We start from the raw sequence: 19068 nt of genomic DNA on the forward strand, positions 1-19068 counted from the left end.
AAGCGTCACAATAGTGTCATCCGGTAGTAAAACCAATTTTCTAGCAGGCGCCGATATCAAGGGGGATGAACGACGCGCATGCGTGTGGCTTTCAGCGAGAATATCCGGAACATGGGCGGACGGTTGCGGCCGATCGACTGGTTGTCGGCGGTCGAGAAGCTGTTGCTGGGCCTGCTGGCGCTGCAATGCGCGGCGCTCGTCTGGACGGTGCTGACGCCCGTAGGCAGTTTCGGCCCTTGGGAAGGGAGGCAGGCCCGCTTCCTTTCCGTCGCGGAACGGCAGGCGCTGTTTTCCAGCTTCGATCCCTTTTATCGCGGCGGTCCTCAACAGGCGGGCGGCGGCGTCGTGACCTCCCTGGCGCTGACCGTTTACGGCATCCGCCTGAACGAAGGGTCCGGACTGGGCTCCGCGATCGTGGCGGGGCCGGATGGGGTGCAGAACAGCTTTGCCGTGGGTGAGGAGATCATGCCCGGCGTGGTGTTGAAGGCGGTCGCCTTCGACCATATCACCATCGACCGCGGCGGGGCGGAGGAGCAGGTGTTTCTCGACCAGTCGCAGCCCGCGCCGACGGCCATGCCGGACGGCGGAGCGCCCACCGGTTCGCCGCCTTCGCCGGTGGCGGGAACGGACAATCCGACCGCCGACATGCTGAAACGCGACGTTGGCTATACCCCCCGGATGCAGAATGGGCGCGTGACCGGCCTCATCCTGACGGCCAAGGGCCCCGGCTTCCAGCAGGCCGGCTTCCAGCCCGGCGACATCGTCACCCAGGTCGACGGCCAGCCCATCGGATCGGTGAGCGATCTTCAGGCGCTGCAGGGCAGGATCATGCCCGGCGCGCGCATTTCCCTGACGGTGGAGCGCGGCGCGGCCATGTCCTCCGTCAACCTGACACTGCAAGGCCAATGACCAGAAAACTGCTTCTTTCCGCCGCCATGGCCCTCGCGCTGGCGGCTCCCATCGCATCGCCGGTCATGGCGCAGCAGACGCTGAACGTGCGCGACGCCGACATCCGCGCCTTCATCCAGGATGCGGCGCGGGTGACCGGGCGGACCTTCATCATCGACAACCGCGTGGCCGGAAAGGTGTCCGTGGTGACCGACCGGCCGCTGTCGCGATCCGAATATTTCGAGATTTTCCTGTCGACGCTGCGGGCGAACGGGCTGGTGGCGGTGCCGGCGCCGGGCGGCGCCTATCGCATCCAGCCGGCGGACGGCGCGGCGGGGCAGCCCAGCGCCGTGGGCCGCGCGGCCAATCGTAACCAGTTCGTGACGGAGGTGTTCCGCCTGCGCTCCATCGACGCGGCGAGCGCTCTGGAAACGCTGCGGCCGCTGGTCAGCAGGGATGGCTCCGTGACGGCGAACCGGGCCGGGAACAGCGTGGTCGTGGCCGATTATGCCGACAATATCGGGCGCATCCGGCAGGTGATCGCGCGGATCGACCGGGATACGGCCTCGACCACCACGGTCGTGCTGAAAAATGCCGGGGCGCGGGAGATCGCGACGTCCCTGCAGGCGCTGGTGACGACGGGCGGGGAAGGGGCGGCGAAGCCCGCCACCATCGTGCCCATCGACAGCAGCAATGCCGTCGCGATCCGGGGCGATGCCGGGACGGTGGCGCGGCTGGCGCAGATGGCGCGCGACCTCGACCGGCAGGCGGCGAGCGGGACCGAGATCCGCGTCTACTGGCTGGAACATGCCGATGCCGAAAAGCTGCTGCCGGTGTTGCAGCAACTGGTGGGGCAGGCGACCGCTTCGTCCGTGACCGCCTCCACCCCCGCGGCGGGAACCGCGCCCTCCGCGGCGCCAGCCGCCGCTTCAACCGCGGTGGCGGGGCCGGGCAGCTCGGGCGGCAACGGGATTTCGTCGCGCGGGCCCGCCATCGTGACCCGCTATGAGGGCGCCAATGCGATCATCGTCGCGGCCAACAGCGACGTGCAGCGGATGCTGGGCGAGACGATCCGCCAGATCGACACAAGGCGCGAACAGGTGCTGGTGGAGGCGATCATCGTCGAGATCAGCGACGCCGCCGCCAAGAAGCTGGGCGTGCAATTCCTGATCGGCAGCACCAAGACGGGCTTTGCCGCGACTAATTATTCCAATGCTTCGCCCAATATCTTGACGTTGGCCGGGGCCATCGGCGCGCGCGAACTGGGCAACGACACCACGGTCGAAACTTCGGCCAATGGAACCGTCACCACTACCACTTCGCATAACAGCAGCGATCTGGAAACGACGCTGCAACAGGCGGCGGTCGACAGCCTGATGAACGCGACCGGCGGCTTCGGCGGGGTGGCGACGTCGCTCGGGCGGAACGGGATTTTCGGCGCGATCATCAATGCGGTCAAATCCGATACCGACAGCAACATCCTCTCCACGCCCTCGGTGATGACGCTGGACAATCAGAAGGCGTCGATACTGGTCGGCCAGCAGGTGCCGGTGACTACGGGCGAGGCGCTGAGCCAGAATTTCGACAACCAGTTCCGCACCGTCCAGCGGCAGGATGTCGGCATCAAGCTGGAGGTGAAGCCCCAGATCAACACCGGCGGCGCGATCAAGCTGTTCCTCAAGCAGGAGGTGTCCAGCGTCGCCGGGCCAGTGTCGAACAACAACAGCGACCTCATCATCAACAAGCGTGAGATCGAGACGACCGTGACGGTCGACGATGGCGAGATATTGGCGCTGGGCGGCCTGCTGGACGACAATGAGCGCAAGACGATCGAGCGCATTCCGCTGCTGTCCGACATTCCCGGCATCGGCGAACTGTTCAAGTCGCGCAGCAAGAGCCGGACCAAGACCAACCTCATGGTCTTCATCCGCCCCACCATATTGCGGTCGAAGGAAGATGCGCAGAAGCTGACGCAGCAGCGCTACGGCTATATCCGCGGCATGCAGTTGCAGCGCAACCCGGAACAGGAACCGGGCATTGACGAGCTGGTGCGCGACTATATGGGCGCAACGCCTCCCTCCGCCGCGCCGCAGCCGGGCGACGCCGTGGTGCAGCCGCCCGCCGAGATCATCGAACCGACCGCCCGCCAGTCGAGCGGCGTGGTGCGGCCTGTGGACATCCCGGAAAGCGAGCAATCGAAATGATCGGGAAGCGGGCTTTCTCTCCATTCGGGCTGGGCTTGTCGAAGCCCTTCGCTTTTCTTCCTTTCAGGAAAGGACTGGGCTTCGACAAGCTCAGCCCGAACGGAGGTTAGGGTGCAGGAAGCCGCTTCTGCTTCTGGCGATATCCCCCCGCATATCGCGCCGCGCGCCGTCGACATACCCTATGTCTTCGCGCGAAAGCACGGCGTGGTCATGCTGCCGCCGGATGGAGAGCGGCTGACCATCGCCGTGCGCGAAGGCAGCGATCCGCGCGTCCTGCTGGAGGTGCGGCGGCATCTGGCGCGCAGCTTCGACGTGCGTTTCGTCGATGCCGCGCAGTTCGACCGGCATCTGTCGGACCATTATGCGATGGAGGGCAGCGCCGCCGCCATGGCGGGATCGCTCGATGTCGGGGCGGACGAGCTGGACATCCTCGCCGCCGACATTCCGACCGCCGACGACCTGCTCGACAGCGCCGACGATGCGCCCGCCATCCGCCTCATCAACGGCATCATTGCCGAAGCGGCGCGGCAGGGCGTGTCGGACATCCATATCGAACCCTATGAGACCGGGCTGATCGTGCGGATGCGCGTCGACGGCGTGCTGCGGGAGACGCTGCGCATGCCGCCCCATGTCGCGCCGGTCGTCGTCAGCCGCATCAAGGTGATGGCCCGCCTCGACATAGCCGAGCGGCGCGTGCCGCAGGACGGGCGGATCGGGCTGACGCTGGGCGGGAAACTGCTCGACGTGCGCGTTTCCACCCTGCCGAGCCGGGCGGGAGAGCGGGTGGTGCTGCGTATTCTCGACAAGGAGAATGCGGGCATGAACCTCGACCTGCTGGGCATGGCCGGGGCGGCGGACCGGATTTTCCGGGAGGGGTTGCAGGAACCCAATGGCATCATCCTCGTCACCGGGCCGACGGGGTCGGGCAAGACGACAACGCTCTATGCGGGCCTCAGGCAGCTCAACGACGGCACGCGCAACATCCTGACGGTCGAGGACCCTGTCGAATATGCGATCGAGGGCGTCGGCCAGACGCAGGTGAATGCGAAGGTGGGCCTGACCTTCGCGGCCGGCCTGCGCGCCATCCTGCGTCAGGACCCCGATGTGGTGATGGTGGGCGAAATCCGCGACCGGGAGACTGCCGAAATCGCCGTGCAGGCGTCCCTGACGGGGCATCTGGTGCTGTCCACCGTCCACACCAATGACGCGGTGGGTGCGATCACGCGGATGCGCGACATGCGGGTGGAACCGTTCCTGCTCGCCTCCACCCTGCGCGCCGTGATCGCGCAGCGGCTGGTGCGGCGGCTCTGCCAGCATTGCCGGGAGCCGGTGCAGGCGGACAAGTCGGCCAGCGCCCTGCTGGGCTTCGATCCGGGCACGATCATCTATCGGGCGCGGGGATGCGAGTCATGCAACGGCACCGGCTACAAGGGCCGCATCGGCGTGTTCGAGGCGATCCGGGTGGACGATACGATCCGGCGGCTGATCAATGACGGCGGCGATGAATCGCTGATCGCGCGCCATGCTTTCCTGAACGCGCCCAATCTGGGTTCGGCGGCGCGTGCGCTGGTGCGCGACGGCCAGACGACGGCGGAAGAAGCGATCCGCGTGTCGCGGCGCGACGCGGGCGAGGTGGAAACCATCACCGATGGCTGAGTTCGACTATATCGCCATCGACCCCGCCGGGCGTGAGCGCAAGGGCGCGATCAAGGCTGAAACGGTCGAGGATGCGCGGGCGAAGCTGGACTCGCGCAAGCTGTTCATCGTGCGGATCGAGCCGGGCGCGGTGGAAAAGGCGCGCAGGCGGGCAGGGCTGTCGTTCGGCGCGCCGCGCCTTTCGGCCAAGGAACTGACGCTGTTCACCCGGCAGTTGTCGACGCTGATCCAGGTCAGTCCGCTGGAGGAATCGCTACGCACCATCGGGCGGCAGAGCGAGCAGGCGCATGTGCAGGCGATTGTCGGCAAGGTGCATTCGGGCGTGCTGGAGGGGCGGCGGTTGGCCGACGCCCTGGGCGCCGAGCCGAGGAGCTTTCCGCCGCTCTACCGCGCGATGATTTCAGCGGGCGAGAGTTCCGGCAGCCTGCCCACGATCATGGAGCGCCTGTCCGACCTCATGGAGCGGCAGGCGGTGATCCGGTCGAAGGTGCTGACCGCCATAGCCTATCCTTCCGTACTTGCCGCCTTTGCGGTGTGCGTGGTCGCGGCGCTGATGATCTTCGTCGTGCCCAAGGTGGTGGAGCAGTTCGATACGGTGGGCCAGCAACTGCCGCTGCTCACCCGCATGGTGATGGGGATTTCCGCCTTTCTGGCGGGCTATTGGTGGCTTCTGGCGATCCTGCTGGGGGTGGCTGGCTTCGGCTTCTGGCGGGCGCTGAAGGTCGAAAGCTTCCGCTATCGCTTCGATGCGATGCTGCTGCGCCTGCCATTGCTGGGGCGGCTGATCCGCGACCTGCATGCGGCGCGGATGGCGCGCACTCTGTCGACCATGGTGGCGAGCCGCCTGCCGCTGATGGAGGGCTTGTCGCTTACCGCCCAGACGGTGCACAACCGGGTGCTGCGGCAGGCTTCGGAGGAGATCGTGGAGGCCATTCGCGGCGGCGGCAGCCTGTCGGCGGCGCTGCGGCGGGCGGGCGTGTTTCCGCCTTTGCTCGTCTATCTGGCGGCGAGCGGGGAGAGCGCGGGGCGGCTGGACACCATGCTGGAGAGGGCGGCGGACTATCTGGAGCGGGAATTCGACAGCTTCACCTCCGCCGCGCTCGCCATGCTGGAGCCGGTCATCATCATCGCCATGGGCGGCATCGTCGCCGTCATCATCCTGTCCATCCTGCTGCCCATCCTGCAATTGCAGAGCCTTACCGGGGCCTGAGGAGTGTTTATGCGCAAGATCCTTTCTCTCCGTCATTCCCGCGAAGGCGGGAATCCATCGCCTGAACGTTCCCCCTGGCGTTTCTTGTGGGAGATGGATTGGCTGCGCCGAACTGGCGTTTCCCGCCTTTGCGGGAATGACGTCAGGAGAGGGGAAGGAGAGAACGGCTTCGGGTCTCCGAGGCGCTCCGCCGAACACGGCTTCGAGTCTTTGAGACGTTCCGCCGAACACGGCTTCACGCCCGTGAGGCGTTCCGCCGAACACGGCTTCACGCTGGTCGAACTGATGGTCGTGATCGTCATCATCGGCCTGCTTGCCACCATCGTGGCGATCAACGTCATTCCGGCGACGGATACCGCGCGGGTGGAGAAGGCGAAGGCCGACATCGCCACCATCGAACAGGCGCTGGAACAATATCGGCTCGACAATCTGGCCTATCCGTCCGCGACCGATGGGTTGCAGGCGCTGATCAACCCGCCGGCCGCGCTCGCCCAGCCGCAGCGTTACCGGCGCGGGGGATATATCAAGAAGCTGCCGAACGATCCCTGGGGCCGGCCATACCACTATGCGGTGCCGGGGCGGAAGGGCGCGTTCGACATCAGTTCGCTGGGAGCGGACGGGCAGCCGGGTGGCGACAATGAAAATGCCGACATCTATTCCAGCGAGCTTTGATCGCCGGCGGCACGGCTCCGGATCTTTGAGGCGTTCCGCCGAACACGGCTTCAGGTCTTTTAGACGTTCCGCCGAACACGGCTTCAGGTCTTTTAGACGTTCCGCCGAACACGGCTTCAGGTCTTTTAGACGTTCCGCCGAACACGGCTTCACGTTGATCGAGCTGATGGTCGTGCTGACGATCATCGGCTTCATTTCGGCCGCAGTGGTGTTGGCGATCCCCGACCCTCGCGGCCGGGTGATCGAGGATGCCGATCGCTTCGCCGCTCGCCTTGCCGCGGCGCGCGACGAAGCGGTCGTTACCGCGCGGCCCATGGGTGTATGGGTATCGGCCTCGGGCTATGGCTTTCAACGCCGCGATGGCGGGCAATGGGTGGGGCTGGAGGACAAGCCCTTCGCCACCGCCAACTGGAAGGCCGGGACGCGGGCGCTGGTCGGGAAGGACGGACGGCAGCAGATCGGCTTCGACGGCACGGGGCTTCCGACCGATCCCATGACGGTAATCCTTGCCCGCGAGGGAGAGCGGGTCTCGATTTCGGTCGATATGGCCGGAAAGGTCGTTGTCGGTGGGTAGGACGCGCTTCATGCGGTCACGCTGCCGCAAGGCGCGTGGGGAGGAGCAAGGCTTCACCCTGCTCGAAATGCTCGTCGCGCTCGCGGTCTTCAGCCTGGCCGCCCTGGCGCTCGTCCGCCTGCAAGGGGTGACTCTGCACACCGCCGCCGACCTCGACAGCAAGGCGATGGGTCAGATCGTCGCGCGCAACCTGATGGTGGAGGTGCAGACCGATCCCGCGCCGCCTTCGCTCGGCAGTGAAGAAGGCGATGTCGACAATGGCGGGCGGCGCTGGCACTGGACACGGCAGGTCAAGGCGACCGATGACAAGCGCCTGCTGCAAGTCGATCTTGCCGTCGACGGTCAGGCGGGCTCCTCCCCCGTGGTGCTGAGCTTCGTGCGGGTGGTGCAATGAGGCAGGCAGGTTCCATCGGACACGGCATAGGGTCCGTGAGGCATTCCGCCGAACACGGCTTCGGGTCTCTGAGACGTTCCGCCGAACACGGCTTCGAGTCTCTGAGACATTCCGCCGAACACGGCTTCACGCTGATCGAACTGCTCGTCGCCCTGATGATCTTCGCCATGCTGGCGGCGGCGGGGGTGCTGCTGCTGGGCAATAGCGTATCGGCAGAGGCGCAGATCAAGCTGCGGCTGGACGACATGGCGGCGGTGCAGCGGGCGAGTGGGGCGCTGGCGGCCGATCTGGGGCAGGCGGTGCCGCGCATCAGCCGCACGGAGGCAGGCACGCTGGCGCCCGCCTTCTGGTCGCATCGGGAGGGGGAGAGCCAGCCCATCCTCCAGTTCGTGCGCGGCGGCTGGGACAATCTGGGCGATCTGCCGCGGCCGTCGCTCCAGAAGGTCGAATATTGGGTGCGGCAGGGGCGGCTGGAACGGCGCACCTATGCGCAGGTCGACGGTGCGGCGGGCGACGAGCCGGCCGCGCTGCTCACCGGGGTCGGCGACGTCGCGTTGCGCTTCCGCGACTCCAGCGGCGACTGGCGCGACGAATGGGAGCCGACCCAGCCCGACCTGATGCCCCGTGCCGTGGAGATGACGGTGACGCGAACCGGCGAGCCGCCGGTGACGCTGCGTTTCCTGGTGGGGCCGGGTCCGGCGGAAAAGCCGGAAGGGGTGCCAGCCAATGGTTGACCCCCGCAAGCCGGGAGAGCGCGGCGCGGCGCTGTTGACCGTGCTGCTGCTGGTGGCGGTGATGGCGGTGGTCGCTTCCACCGCGCTGGAGCGGCTGGCGCTGGCCACGCGGATGACCGGCAATGGCGGCGCGGTCGATCAGGCGCGCGCCTTTGCCGATGCCGGCACGGAGATCGCCCGGATGCGCATAGGCGATCTGGTTGCGGCCAATCCGGGCAAGACGACGCTGGCCGGCAACTGGATGGGAACGCCGCAGGCCATATCCGTGCCGGGCGGGGTCGCCACGGCGCGGGTGACGGACGGGGGCAATTGCTTCAACCTCAACAGCGTGGTCGCGGGCGAGACCGAGGCTGATCTGAAGGTGCGCCCGGTGGGCGTATCGCAGTTCCAGGCGCTGTTGCAGGCGCTGGGCGTCGACGCGCGGCAGGCGCAGGTGGCGGCGGCGTCGCTGGCGGACTGGATCGACACGGACGGCGTGTCGCAGCCCGGCGGCGCGGAGGACGAGACCTATGCGCGGGCGCCGCGGCCCTATCGCACGGCCAACCGTTTCATGGTCGATCCCAGCGAATTGCGGGCGGTCAACGGGGTGACGCCGGCCATTTACGGGCTGGTGCGGCCATGGGTATGCGCCCTGCCGACCGTCGATCTGTCGCCCATCAACATCAATACGCTGCTGCCCGATCAGGCGCCGCTTTTCGCCATGCTGATGCAGGGGCAGCTGAGTGTCGCGCAGGCGCGGCAATTGCTGGCGCAGCGGCCGGTGGATGGCTACGGCAGTACGGTGGAATTCTGGCGCGCGCCGTCGCTGGCGGGGCTCAGCCCGCTGGAAGAGGCGGCACAGCAGGTCAGGTTGACGACGGGATTTTTCGGAGTGGAAGTGTCGGTGGATGTCGGGGGAACGCAGGTGGTCGAACGGGCGCTGATCGATGCGCGGCAAAGTCCGGCCAAGCTGATACGCCGCAATTGGGGGACCGGCGCGTGAGCGAGGGATTGATCGTCGCCCTGCCGGAACGGCCGGGCGCGGAGCCGCTGTGGATGCGGGTGGCGAACGGCGCCGTGGTGCAGAAAGGGGCGGGGACGAACTGGCTCGCGGCTTGCGGCCTCACGGCGCTGCCCAGGGATATGACGGTGATGCTGGTGCCTCCGGCGGCGCTGGTGACGCTGCATCGGGGCGCCTATCCCGATCTGCCTGCCCGGCAGGGGAGGGCGGCGGCGCGGCTTGCGGCCATGGCGGGCGGGATCGTGCCCGCGGACCAGCTTTTCGCCGCAGCCGACGACAATGACGATCCGGCGCGGCCGCATTGCGTCGCCGTGGCTGCGAGGGCCGACATGCAGCACTGGCTGCTCTGGGCGCAGCATCATGGGCTTGATCCGGACATCATCGTGCCTGCCCCGCTGCTGCTGCCCGAACCGCAGGAGGGGTTCGAGCGTGCTCTGGTCGGCGGCGAAGCGGTGCTGCGCGGGAGCGACCTGGCGCTGGCGGGCGACCTGGCCCTGCCGGAACTGATCGGCGATGCCGCGGTGCGCGACGTTCCCGCGGACCAGATCGAAGCGCGGGCGATTGCCGCGCTGGACCGGCCGCCGCTCGACTTGCGGCAGGGCGACTTCGCCAAGCGGGTGCGGCGGTCCTTCGATAAACGGACGATGGCACGCATCGCGGTCTGGAGCGGGCTGATCCTGCTGGTCAGCCTGTCCATCGCGCTGGTCGGCCTTGCCAAGCAGCATTTCGCGGCGAGCGCGCTGGACGCGGAAAGCCTGGCCCTGGCGCGGCAGGTGGTGCCGGGGGCGACCGACGTCCTCCAGGCGGAGGCGGAAATGGACCGTCAACTCGCTGCGCGCGGGGCGGGCGGCTATGCCTTCACCGCGCCGGTTTCGGGCCTGTTGAGCGCGATGCAGGATGTGCCCGGCGTGTCGCTGACGGCTTTGTCGCGCGATCCGGACGGGATGATCCGCGCCACGCTGGCGGCGGCGAAGGGGGATGACATCAACAGCGTGCTGCTGGCCTTGCAGGCGGCGGGCTTCGCCATCACGGCGACGCCTTCGCAGGACCCCGGCGGGCGGATGCTCGCGGACATAACGGTGCGGTCATGATGGAACGGTTGCAGGCATTATGGGGCGAACGGAGTCCCCGCGAACAGTGGATGCTGGGCGTGATGTTCGCGCTGCTGGCGGTGGTGATCCTGTGGCTGGGCGTGGTGCGGCCGCTCGACGCTGCACAGCGTTCGGCCCGCGACGGGTTGCGGGAGGCGACCGATCGCAATGCCGCCATCCGCGCCAAGGTGAAGCTGCTGAAGTCGCTGCCGCGCACGGCGGCGACAGTCGACTCGGGCGTGCCGTTGGACCAGTTCATCGGCCAGAGCGCCAGCGAGGCGGGGCTGACGCTGGAACGCGCGCAGGCGCAGGGCGCCGACCGGGTCGACATGGCCATTGCCTCGGTGCGGCCGGTCGCGCTGTTATCATGGCTCTCCGTCCTGGAGGCAGAGGGCATCCGGATCGAAACGATAAGCGCGCGGCCGGCGGCGACGGCGGGCAGCGTCGCGGTGCAGGCCGTGCTGGTGCGGGGCGGGCAATGATGGGGCTCAGCCTTTCGCGGCGGGTGCGCATCGCGCTCATCGCTGTGTTCGCATCGGGATTCCTCATCTTCCTGCCGATGCGCGTCGCGCTCGGCATGGCGGGTCTGCAGCGGCTGGGCGTGGCGGCGCGGGAGGTGCGCGGCACGGTGTGGAGCGGCGGGATCGACCGGCTGATGCTGGGCACGGTGTCGCTGGGATCGGTCCATGCGGGCCTGTCGCCCGTGTCGCTGCTGGTCGGACGGGCGCGGTTCGACGTCTGGCGCCGCAATGGCGCAGCGGACGATCTGAGCGGCGCGCTGACGGTCGGCTTCGGACGCATGGGGATCGACGATGTGACGGGCGCGGTGCCGCTGGGCCGGACCTTCGCGCCGCTGCCGGTAAGCAGCTTCGTCATGGACGATGTGTCGGCCTGGTTCTCCGGCGACCGCTGCGGCCATGCCGAGGGACGGGTCCGTGCGCAGATGGCGGGGCAGTTTCCGGGACTGAACCTGTCGCAGGGCCTTTCGTGCGTGGCCAGTTGCGACGGCGAAGCGCTGCTGTTGCCGCTGGTCAGCCAGTCGGGGCTGGAAAAGGTCAATCTGCGCATCTGGCGATCGGGCCGCTATCAGGCGGAAATGCGGGTGGAAACCGCCGACGCGACGCTGGGCGAGGCGTTGGCCAAGGCGGGCTTTGCCGATGCCGGGGGCGCGCGGGTGCTGAAGATCGAAGGGACGCTGTGATTGAGGTCTTCCCCGCCCTGCTGGGCGCGACAGCCGGAGCCATAGCCGGGAGTTTCCTTGCCACGATCGTCCTGCGCTGGCCGCAGGGGCGCAGCGTGCTGCGCGGCCGGTCGGCCTGTGACGGCTGCGGGCGGATTCTCAGCGTCTTCGATCTCGTGCCGATGGCAAGCGCGCTGGCGCAGCGAGGGCGGTGCCGGACCTGCGGCGCGCCCATCGATCCGCTGCATGGGCGGGTGGAGGCAGGATGCGCGATCATCGGCGTGCTCGCCCTGGGCTTTTCGCCCGATCCGGGCGGGGCGGGATGGGCTCTGCTGGGCTGGCTGCTCCTGGCGCTGGCGGTGCTCGACCGGCGGCATTTCTGGCTGCCCGACGCGCTGACCCTGCCATTGGTGTTCCTGGGCTTCACCCTTGGTCCCTGGACGACCGACGCGACGATGGGGGATCGGGCGATCGGCGCGCTGACTGGCTATCTGACGCTGCTGCTGGTCGCGCTCGGCTATCGGCGCTTCCGGAGGCGCGACGGGCTGGGTCTGGGCGATGCCAAGCTGCTGGGTGCGCTCGGCGCCTGGTTCGGCTGGCAGGCCTTGCCCTTCATCCTGCTGCTGGCGGCGAGCGCGGGACTGCTGGCGGTCCTCGCGGTCATGGCGACGGGCGGGAGGGTGGACGGCACGACGCGCGTGCCGCTGGGGACTTTCCTCGCCCTGGCCGCGGTGCCGGGATGGTGGCTTGCAACCGTCCTTGCCAGTGCAGGCGGATGACCCGGCCAGAGAAATTTCACGATGCTGTGAAACCCCGTTGACCCATAAGCCCGCTCTGCTTATAGCGCCGCCTCACCGCAGGGCACGGCCCGGCGGACGGCCCATGGGGCGGAGTAGCTCAGCTGGTTAGAGCAGCGGAATCATAATCCGCGTGTCGGGGGTTCAAGTCCCTCCTCCGCTACCACCTTTACAGACAGTCAGGCCCAGGCGGATTTTCCGCTTGCATTCGTCCTTTCCTGTTGCACTAATGTTGCAATGCACAACCAGCCGATGGCCGGCTGAGGGAGGATCGATACTTTGCCCTTCCACGAAATGTTTGAGCCGGATGGTTCGATACGCCCCTGCTACGCGGAAGTGCAGAATTGGGTGGATCGGACCGGCATTGCCGGGCTCAATCGTCGAATGGATGAGGCGGAGGCGATCTTCCGGCGCATCGGCATCACCTTCGCCGTCTATGGGGAGGGGGGCGATCCGGAACGACTGATCCCCTTCGACCTGCTGCCCCGCATCTTCATGGCCCAGGAATGGCGCGTGCTGGACAAGGGCATCCGGCAACGGGCGCGGGCGCTCAACGCCTTCCTCCACGACGTCTATCATCGCGGAGAAATTGTGAAGGCGGGGGTCATGCCCGCGGACATCATCTATCAGAACAGCGCCTATCTGGCGGAAATGGCCGACTTCACCCCGCCGGGGAAAGTGTACAGCCATATCGTCGGCATCGACATCGTCCGCACCGGGCCAACCCGGTTCGAGGTGCTGGAGGATAATTGCCGCACCCCCTCCGGCGTGTCCTACATGCTGGAAAATCGTGAGATCATGACCCGCATGTTCCCGGAACTGTTCGCGCAGGGCGTGGTCGCGCCGGTCGACGATTATCCCGCGGAATTGCTGAAAAGCCTGAAGGAAGTCGCGCCGCCCGCCTGCAAGGGCGATCCGGTGGTGGTGGTGCTGACGCCCGGTTCGCTCAACAGCGCCTATTATGAGCACAGCTTCCTTGCCGACCTGATGGGCGTGGAACTGGTGGAGCCGGCGGACCTGTTCGTCGACGACGACCGGGTGTGGATGAAGACCACGCTGGGGCCGAAGGCGGTCGACGTCATCTACCGGCGCATCGACGATGAATATATCGACCCGCTGGTCTTTCGGCCGGACAGCCTGCTGGGCGTGCCCGGCATCTTCAACGTCTATCGCAATGGCGGTGTGACGCTGGCGTCCGCACCGGGATCGGGGATCGCGGACGACAAGGCCGTGTACATCTATGTGCCGGAAATGATCCGCTTCTATCTGGGCGAGCAGCCGATCCTGGACAATATCCAGACCTGGCAGTGCGGGAAGCCGGACGAATGCGCCTATGTGCTGGAAAATCTGCACGAACTGGTGGCGAAGGAAGTCCATGGATCGGGCGGCTACGGCATGCTGATCGGGCCGAAATCGACCAAGGACGAGATCGCGGCCTATGCCGACCGCATCCGCGCCAATCCGGGCGAGTTCATCGCCCAGCCGACGCTGGACCTGTCGACCGTGCCCACGCTGGGACCGGCGGCGGTGGTGGGGCGCCATGCGGATTTCCGCCCCTATTGCCTGGTGGGCAAGCAGATCAGGCTGGTGCCCGGCGGGCTGACGCGGGTGGCGCTGACCGAAGGATCGCTGGTGGTGAACTCCAGCCAGGGGGGCGGGGTGAAGGACACCTGGGTATTGCAGGATTGATGATGTTTAGAACCTTCATCACCCCTCTCCGTCATTCCCGCGAAGGCGGGAATACATCTCCTGATCTCACCCCTGGCGGCACGCTTGGGAGATGGATTGGCTTCGCCGTACTGGCGTTTCCCGCCTTCGCGGGAATGACGGAAGAGTGGGAGCGGGCCCCATGCTGAGCCGGACGGCCGAAAATCTCTTCTGGATGGCCCGCTACATGGAGCGCGCAGAGGCCACCGCCCGCCTGCTGACCATGGGCCAGCGCATGGCGATCCTGCCCGGCGCGCATCATCGCGACGAGTGGCGATCGGTGGTGCGGGCCACAGGCGCGCTCAACCATTTTCCCGAAGGCGCGCAGGTGACGGAGAGCGACGCCATCGCCTTCCTGATGCTGGACCTCGACAATCCCTCCTCCATCCGGTCCTGCCTGCTGAAAGCGCGCGCCAACGCCAAATCGGCCCGCACCATGTTGACGCAGGACATGTGGGAGGCGCTGAACGAAGGCTGGCGCAAGCTCGACAGCTATGACGTGGCGGAGGCGCGGCAGCAGCTTCCCGCGCTGATCGACTGGGTGAAGACGCGGGTGATGACCTTCCGCGGCGCGGCCCATTCGGGGCAGCTCCGCAATGAGGGGCATGACTTCCTGCGCACCGGCTCCGCGCTGGAGCGGGCGCAGATGACGCTGCGCCTGTTGGACGTCAAATATTATGTGCTGCTGCCGGAAACGGAAGTGGTCGGCGGCAATCGCGACCATTATCAATGGACGTCGGTGCTCTATGCGCTGTCTGGCGCGCGGGCGTTCCACCATGTCTATGGCGGCACCTACACGCCCTGGCAGATCACCGATTTCCTGATGCTGAACCGTCTGTTCCCGCGCAGCGTCGCCTATTGCTACGACCAGCTTGCCTATCGGCTGAACCGTCTGGCCGGATGGCATGATGCGCGTTCGGCCTGCCATGACACCGTGCGGCAGATGGTGACCGATCTGGAGAAGCTGGACAGCGGCGAAATCTTCCGGGCCGGCCTGCATGAAACGGTGCAGAACGGCCTGATGAGCACCAACCGCCTGGGCGTCGAGATCGCCCAGGCCTATCATTTCGGCTGATGGGAGGACGCGCATGAAACTGCTCGTCCGCCACCAGACCATCTATCGCTATGAGGCTGCGGCCGGGCGGGTGGCGATGCGGCTGAAGCTGATGCCCGTCGATACGCCGACGCAGAAGGTGCTGGACTGGCAGGTCAGCGTCAATGGCGATCCGCTGACCGGCTTTCGCCGCAACAGCTATGGCGAGATGGAGGCGATCTGGGTCCGGCACGACCGGTTGGACAATGCCGTGATCGTCGCGGAAGGACTGGTCGAAACATGCGAAGGCCATGGCGTGGTGGGCTGGCTCGGCTGCCCGGTGAATCCGCGCTATTTCCTGCGGGAAACGCGGCTGACCGGGGCATCGCCGGAAATCCGGGCGATGGCGCTGTCCCTCCCCGACGAAGACGGGCCGCTGGCCCGGCTGCATGCGCTGTCGGCCGCCGTCAGCGATGCCGTGGCCTATCGCGCAGGCGTGACGACCACGAACACCACGGCGGCGGAGGCTTTCGCGCTGGGCGCCGGGGTCTGTCAGGATCATGCGCAGGTGTTCATCGCCGGCGCGCGGTCCATGGGCATCCCCGCGCGCTATGTGTCCGGCTATCTGCTGGCCGATGAGGGCGACGTGCTGCATGAAACTCATGGCTGGGCGGAGGCGCTAGTGCCCGAACTGGGCTGGGTGGGATTCGATCCCTCCAACCGGGTCTGCGTGACGGAGCGCTATCTGCGCCTCGCCTGCGGGCTGGATGCGGATGAGGCCGCGCCGATACGCGGCTCCGTGACCGTGGCCGGCGATATCTGGATTGACGCGGACGTCCGGATCGCGCAGGCGGAGGATGGGGTGGAGGAGCGGCAGCTCCAGCGGCAGCAACAACAGGGCGCGCAGACCACCACGCAGGGTTGAACGACGATAGGAGCCCTTGGGGCCATGACTTATTGTGTGGCGGTGCGCGTCGACCAGGGGCTGGTCATGCTGTCCGACACCCGCACCAATGCGGGAATGGACAATATCGCGCGCTTCCGGAAAAGTTTCACCTACAGCGTGCCGGGCGAGCGGGCGATCACCCTGATGTGCTCCGGCAATCTGTCTATCACCCAGGGGGTGAAGGCGATGCTGGGCCGCGCGATCAAGGATTCGGCGCTCGATCCGGATGTGGAGACGATCCTCAACTGCCCCACCATGCACCGCGTCGCGCAGATCGTGGGGGAGGCGATGTGCACCATGCAGGGCCGCTATCGCAGCACGATCGAGATGCAGGGCGCGGCGGCGGACGCCTCCATCCTGATCGCCGGGCAGCGCAGGGGCGGCAAGCCGCGGCTCTACCTCATCTATTCGGCCGGCAATTTCATCGAGGCGACGGAGGACACGCCCTTCTTCCAGATCGGCGAGCATAAATATGGCAAGCCGATCCTGGACCGCATCATCAAGCGCGAAACCAGTCTGGAAGATGCGACCAAGGCAGTGTTGGTGTCGATGGATTCGACGCTGCGGTCCAACCTGTCGGTGGGGATGCCGCTGGACCTGACCGTGATAGAACGGGATGCCTTCGACTTCCGCGTGCGCACCCGGATCGAGGCGGACAATGAGGAGTTCCAGCTTCTCTCGCACAGCTGGTCCGCCGCGCTGCGCAAGGGGTTCGAGGATTTGCCCAACGTCCTCGATTGACGGGACGAAGGTGGCGGCCCAAGGCTCAGCTTCTCACCCTTCAAGCAAATCCATCGCTTGCGCGTCCGCCTGCTTCGCCTATCTCATCCCGACAGACGAATCGCAGCCGGAAAGACTTTCATGACCGCCACCCATTCGACCCGCATGCTGATCCTCGGTTCCGGCCCGGCCGGCCTGTCCGCCGCCATTTATGGCGCGCGCGCGGGCCTGGCGCCGATCGTGGTGCAGGGCATGCAGCCGGGCGGCCAGTTGACGATCACGACCGACGTCGAAAATTATCCGGGTTTCCGCGACGTGATCCAGGGGCCCTGGCTGATGGAACAAATGCAGGCGCAGGCGGAGCATGTCGGCGCGCAGATGATGTACGACCAGATCATCGACGTCGACCTGTCAGAACGGCCCTTCCGCCTGAAGGGCGACAGCGGCACGCTCTATTATGCGGACAGCCTGGTGATCGCGACCGGCGCCCAGGCCAAATGGCTGGGCGCGGAGGGCGAACAGCTTTTGCAGGGCAAGGGCGTCTCGGCCTGCGCGACCTGCGACGGCTTCTTCTATCGCGGCAAGAAGGTGGTGGTGATCGGCGGCGGCAATACCGCGGTGGAGGAGGCGCTGTACCTCACCAACCACAGCCATGACGTCACCCTGATCCACCGCCGCGACTCGCTCCGGGCGGAGAAGATCCTCCAGCAGCGCCTGTTCGCGCATCCGCACATCAAGGTGCTGTGGAACCAGGCGGTCGATCGCTTCGTGGGCGGCGGCGATCCCGAGGGGCTGGTCGGCGTCGACCTGATCGACACGGTGACCGGCCACAAATCGCATATAGAGACGGACGGCGCGTTCGTCGCCATCGGCCACCAGCCCGCCACGGAGTTGTTCGTCGACAAGCTGCCGATGGACGAGGGCTATCTGCTGGTGGAAAAGGGCACGACCCGGACCGCCATCCCTGGCGTTTTCGCGGCGGGCGACGTCAGCGACAAGGTCTATCGTCAGGCCGTTACCGCCGCCGGCATGGGCTGCATGGCCGCTCTGGATGTGGAGAAGTTCCTGGCCGAAGCCGATTTCGAGGCTGTCGCGGCGGAATGAAATGGTCAAGCGGTCGGATTGCGTAGCGTCAATGTCCGCAACTGGCCATCCCCGGCCTATCTCATAACGTCCCTGCCTCTTCTCTGCCGCTTAACCAATTTTCGTGGTAAATAAACTTTTCACAGCGGCCCGCGAACGGCATAGTCGACTCATGAATCAGGGGTCGGGCAGCGCTGTGGGGGAGATGCGGTTGTGAGTGCACCGTTCCGCTTTCCGCGCTTTTTCGTCACCAACCCCAGTCCCTGTCCCTATCTGCCCGGCAAAAGCGAGCGGAAGGTGTTCACCGAACTGAGCGGCGACAATGCGTCGGAACTGAACGACGCGCTCGGTCGCATCGGCTTCCGCCGCAGCCAGAATGTCGCCTATCGCCCCAGTTGCGCGGATTGCTCCGCCTGCGTGTCCGTGCGCGTCGTCGCGGGGGAGTTCGAGCCGAACGCCACCCAGCGCAAATTGCTGCGCCGGAACGAAGACCTGGTCATCACCGCCTGCAAGCCCTGGTCGACGGAGGAACAGTTCGAACTGCTCCAGCGCTATCTGCGCGCCCGGCATCCCGGCGGCGGCATGACCGAAATGGATGAGATGGACTTTGCCGACATGGTCGAACAGACCCCGGTGGAAAGCCATGTCGTCGAATATCGCGAACCAGGCGAAGATGGCCGTCCCGGCAGGCTGATCGGCGCCTGCCTTACCGACCGGCAGGGCGATGGCCTGTCGATGATCTACAGCTTCTTCGATACGGAGCTGGAGCATCGCAAGGGGTTGGGCAATTTCATCATCATGGACCATATCCTGCGCGCGGCGAAGGCGGGGTTGCCCTATGTCTATCTCGGCTATTGGGTCGAGGGATCGCAGCGGATGCAGTACAAGATACGCTACCGGCCGCTTGAACGACTGAGCCGCAACGGCTGGACCCGCTTCGACCCGCAGGAGCAGGCGCAGGCCGTGCAGCAGGCGGAAAGCCGTGACGAGCCGGCGCTGCCGCGCGAACTGGCGGCGATCTTCCGCAAATAAAGCCGGCGAAAAATCCAGCCCGTACAAAGGATGACCGATGGCGCTTTCGCGCGATCGGCATGGAACGGCTTAACGCCGTTATGGATTGATTACGTACTACGGCATTGGAAATCTTATTTAACTTTTTCCGTTACTGCTTTCCCATGG

The 19068-nt window shown here is 66.4% G+C and carries 19 protein-coding genes and 1 tRNA gene; all 20 read left to right on the top strand.

The window, feature by feature from the left end; translation table 11 throughout:
* The first annotated feature begins 78 nt into the window (after positions 1-78).
* The 20 genes from EGM87_RS01760 to EGM87_RS01855 all read left to right on the top strand — a co-directional run bounded on the left by EGM87_RS01760 (position 79) and on the right by EGM87_RS01855 (position 18921).
* Positions 79-909: a type II secretion system protein N gene (locus EGM87_RS01760; RefSeq protein ID WP_137709220.1), complete on the top strand. Its 831-nt coding sequence runs from the start codon at positions 79-81 to the stop codon at positions 907-909.
* A complete protein-coding gene (gspD, locus tag EGM87_RS01765) occupies positions 906-3092 on the top strand; it encodes a type II secretion system secretin GspD (protein WP_137709219.1) in 2187 nt (728 codons plus the stop codon). Before EGM87_RS01760 ends, gspD begins: the two co-directional genes overlap by 4 nt.
* 111 nt (positions 3093-3203) lie before the next feature.
* Complete coding sequence (gene gspE / locus EGM87_RS01770; RefSeq protein WP_272481264.1) at positions 3204-4748, top strand: type II secretion system ATPase GspE; 1545 nt, start codon at positions 3204-3206, stop codon at positions 4746-4748.
* Positions 4741-5958 carry a type II secretion system inner membrane protein GspF gene (gspF, locus tag EGM87_RS01775; protein ID WP_025551095.1) on the top strand — a complete coding sequence of 406 codons (1218 nt, stop codon included), beginning with the start codon at positions 4741-4743 and terminating at the stop codon, positions 5956-5958. The genes gspE and gspF overlap by 8 nt, the downstream gene beginning before the upstream one ends.
* Before the next feature lie 93 nt (positions 5959-6051).
* Positions 6052-6630, top strand: a complete 579-nt coding sequence (gspG, locus tag EGM87_RS01780) for a type II secretion system major pseudopilin GspG (RefSeq protein ID WP_410483104.1) — start codon at positions 6052-6054, stop codon at positions 6628-6630.
* 25 nt (positions 6631-6655) lie between these two features.
* Positions 6656-7204: a GspH/FimT family pseudopilin gene (locus EGM87_RS01785; protein ID WP_316252058.1), complete on the top strand. Its 549-nt coding sequence runs from the start codon at positions 6656-6658 to the stop codon at positions 7202-7204.
* A 10-nt stretch (positions 7205-7214) separates the two neighbouring features.
* On the top strand, positions 7215-7598 hold the full coding sequence (gene gspI / locus EGM87_RS01790; protein ID WP_083199098.1) for a type II secretion system minor pseudopilin GspI: 384 nt from the start codon (positions 7215-7217) through the stop codon (positions 7596-7598).
* Between the two features lie 68 nt (positions 7599-7666).
* Positions 7667-8332 carry a type II secretion system minor pseudopilin GspJ gene (gspJ, locus tag EGM87_RS01795; protein ID WP_137709686.1) on the top strand — a complete coding sequence of 222 codons (666 nt, stop codon included), beginning with the start codon at positions 7667-7669 and terminating at the stop codon, positions 8330-8332.
* Complete coding sequence (gene gspK / locus EGM87_RS01800; RefSeq protein ID WP_137709217.1) at positions 8325-9314, top strand: type II secretion system minor pseudopilin GspK; 990 nt, start codon at positions 8325-8327, stop codon at positions 9312-9314. Before gspJ ends, gspK begins: the two co-directional genes overlap by 8 nt.
* On the top strand, positions 9311-10423 hold the full coding sequence (gspL, locus tag EGM87_RS01805; protein ID WP_137709216.1) for a type II secretion system protein GspL: 1113 nt from the start codon (positions 9311-9313) through the stop codon (positions 10421-10423). Before gspK ends, gspL begins: the two co-directional genes overlap by 4 nt.
* Positions 10420-10905 (top strand): type II secretion system protein M, encoded by a 486-nt coding sequence (locus EGM87_RS01810; protein WP_137709215.1) that lies wholly within the window; start codon positions 10420-10422, stop codon positions 10903-10905. Before gspL ends, EGM87_RS01810 begins: the two co-directional genes overlap by 4 nt.
* Entirely contained in the window at positions 10902-11624 is a 723-nt protein-coding gene (gspN, locus tag EGM87_RS01815; protein WP_137709214.1) for a type II secretion system protein N, read from the top strand. Before EGM87_RS01810 ends, gspN begins: the two co-directional genes overlap by 4 nt.
* On the top strand, positions 11621-12382 hold the full coding sequence (locus tag EGM87_RS01820; RefSeq protein ID WP_137709213.1) for a prepilin peptidase: 762 nt from the start codon (positions 11621-11623) through the stop codon (positions 12380-12382). Before gspN ends, EGM87_RS01820 begins: the two co-directional genes overlap by 4 nt.
* Before the next feature lie 107 nt (positions 12383-12489).
* Positions 12490-12566 (top strand) — tRNA-Met (locus EGM87_RS01825).
* A 113-nt stretch (positions 12567-12679) separates the two neighbouring features.
* Positions 12680-14089 (top strand): circularly permuted type 2 ATP-grasp protein, encoded by a 1410-nt coding sequence (locus tag EGM87_RS01830; protein WP_025550184.1) that lies wholly within the window; start codon positions 12680-12682, stop codon positions 14087-14089.
* A 160-nt stretch (positions 14090-14249) separates the two neighbouring features.
* Positions 14250-15182 carry an alpha-E domain-containing protein gene (locus EGM87_RS01835; protein ID WP_025550183.1) on the top strand — a complete coding sequence of 311 codons (933 nt, stop codon included), beginning with the start codon at positions 14250-14252 and terminating at the stop codon, positions 15180-15182.
* 13 nt (positions 15183-15195) lie between these two features.
* Entirely contained in the window at positions 15196-16065 is an 870-nt protein-coding gene (locus EGM87_RS01840; RefSeq protein ID WP_048575373.1) for a transglutaminase family protein, read from the top strand.
* Positions 16066-16089: 24 nt separating this feature from the next.
* Positions 16090-16827, top strand: coding sequence for a proteasome-type protease (locus tag EGM87_RS01845; protein ID WP_025550181.1), 738 nt, complete (start codon positions 16090-16092; stop codon positions 16825-16827).
* A 120-nt stretch (positions 16828-16947) separates the two neighbouring features.
* On the top strand, positions 16948-17910 hold the full coding sequence (trxB, locus tag EGM87_RS01850; protein WP_025550180.1) for a thioredoxin-disulfide reductase: 963 nt from the start codon (positions 16948-16950) through the stop codon (positions 17908-17910).
* Positions 17911-18102: 192 nt separating this feature from the next.
* Positions 18103-18921, top strand: coding sequence for an arginyltransferase (locus EGM87_RS01855; protein ID WP_025550179.1), 819 nt, complete (start codon positions 18103-18105; stop codon positions 18919-18921).
* Positions 18922-19068: the final 147 nt, after the last annotated feature.

It is taken from the genome of Sphingobium sp. RSMS (assembly GCF_005406185.4).
In the GTDB taxonomy this organism is placed as follows: Bacteria; Pseudomonadota; Alphaproteobacteria; order Sphingomonadales; family Sphingomonadaceae; genus Sphingobium; species Sphingobium fuliginis.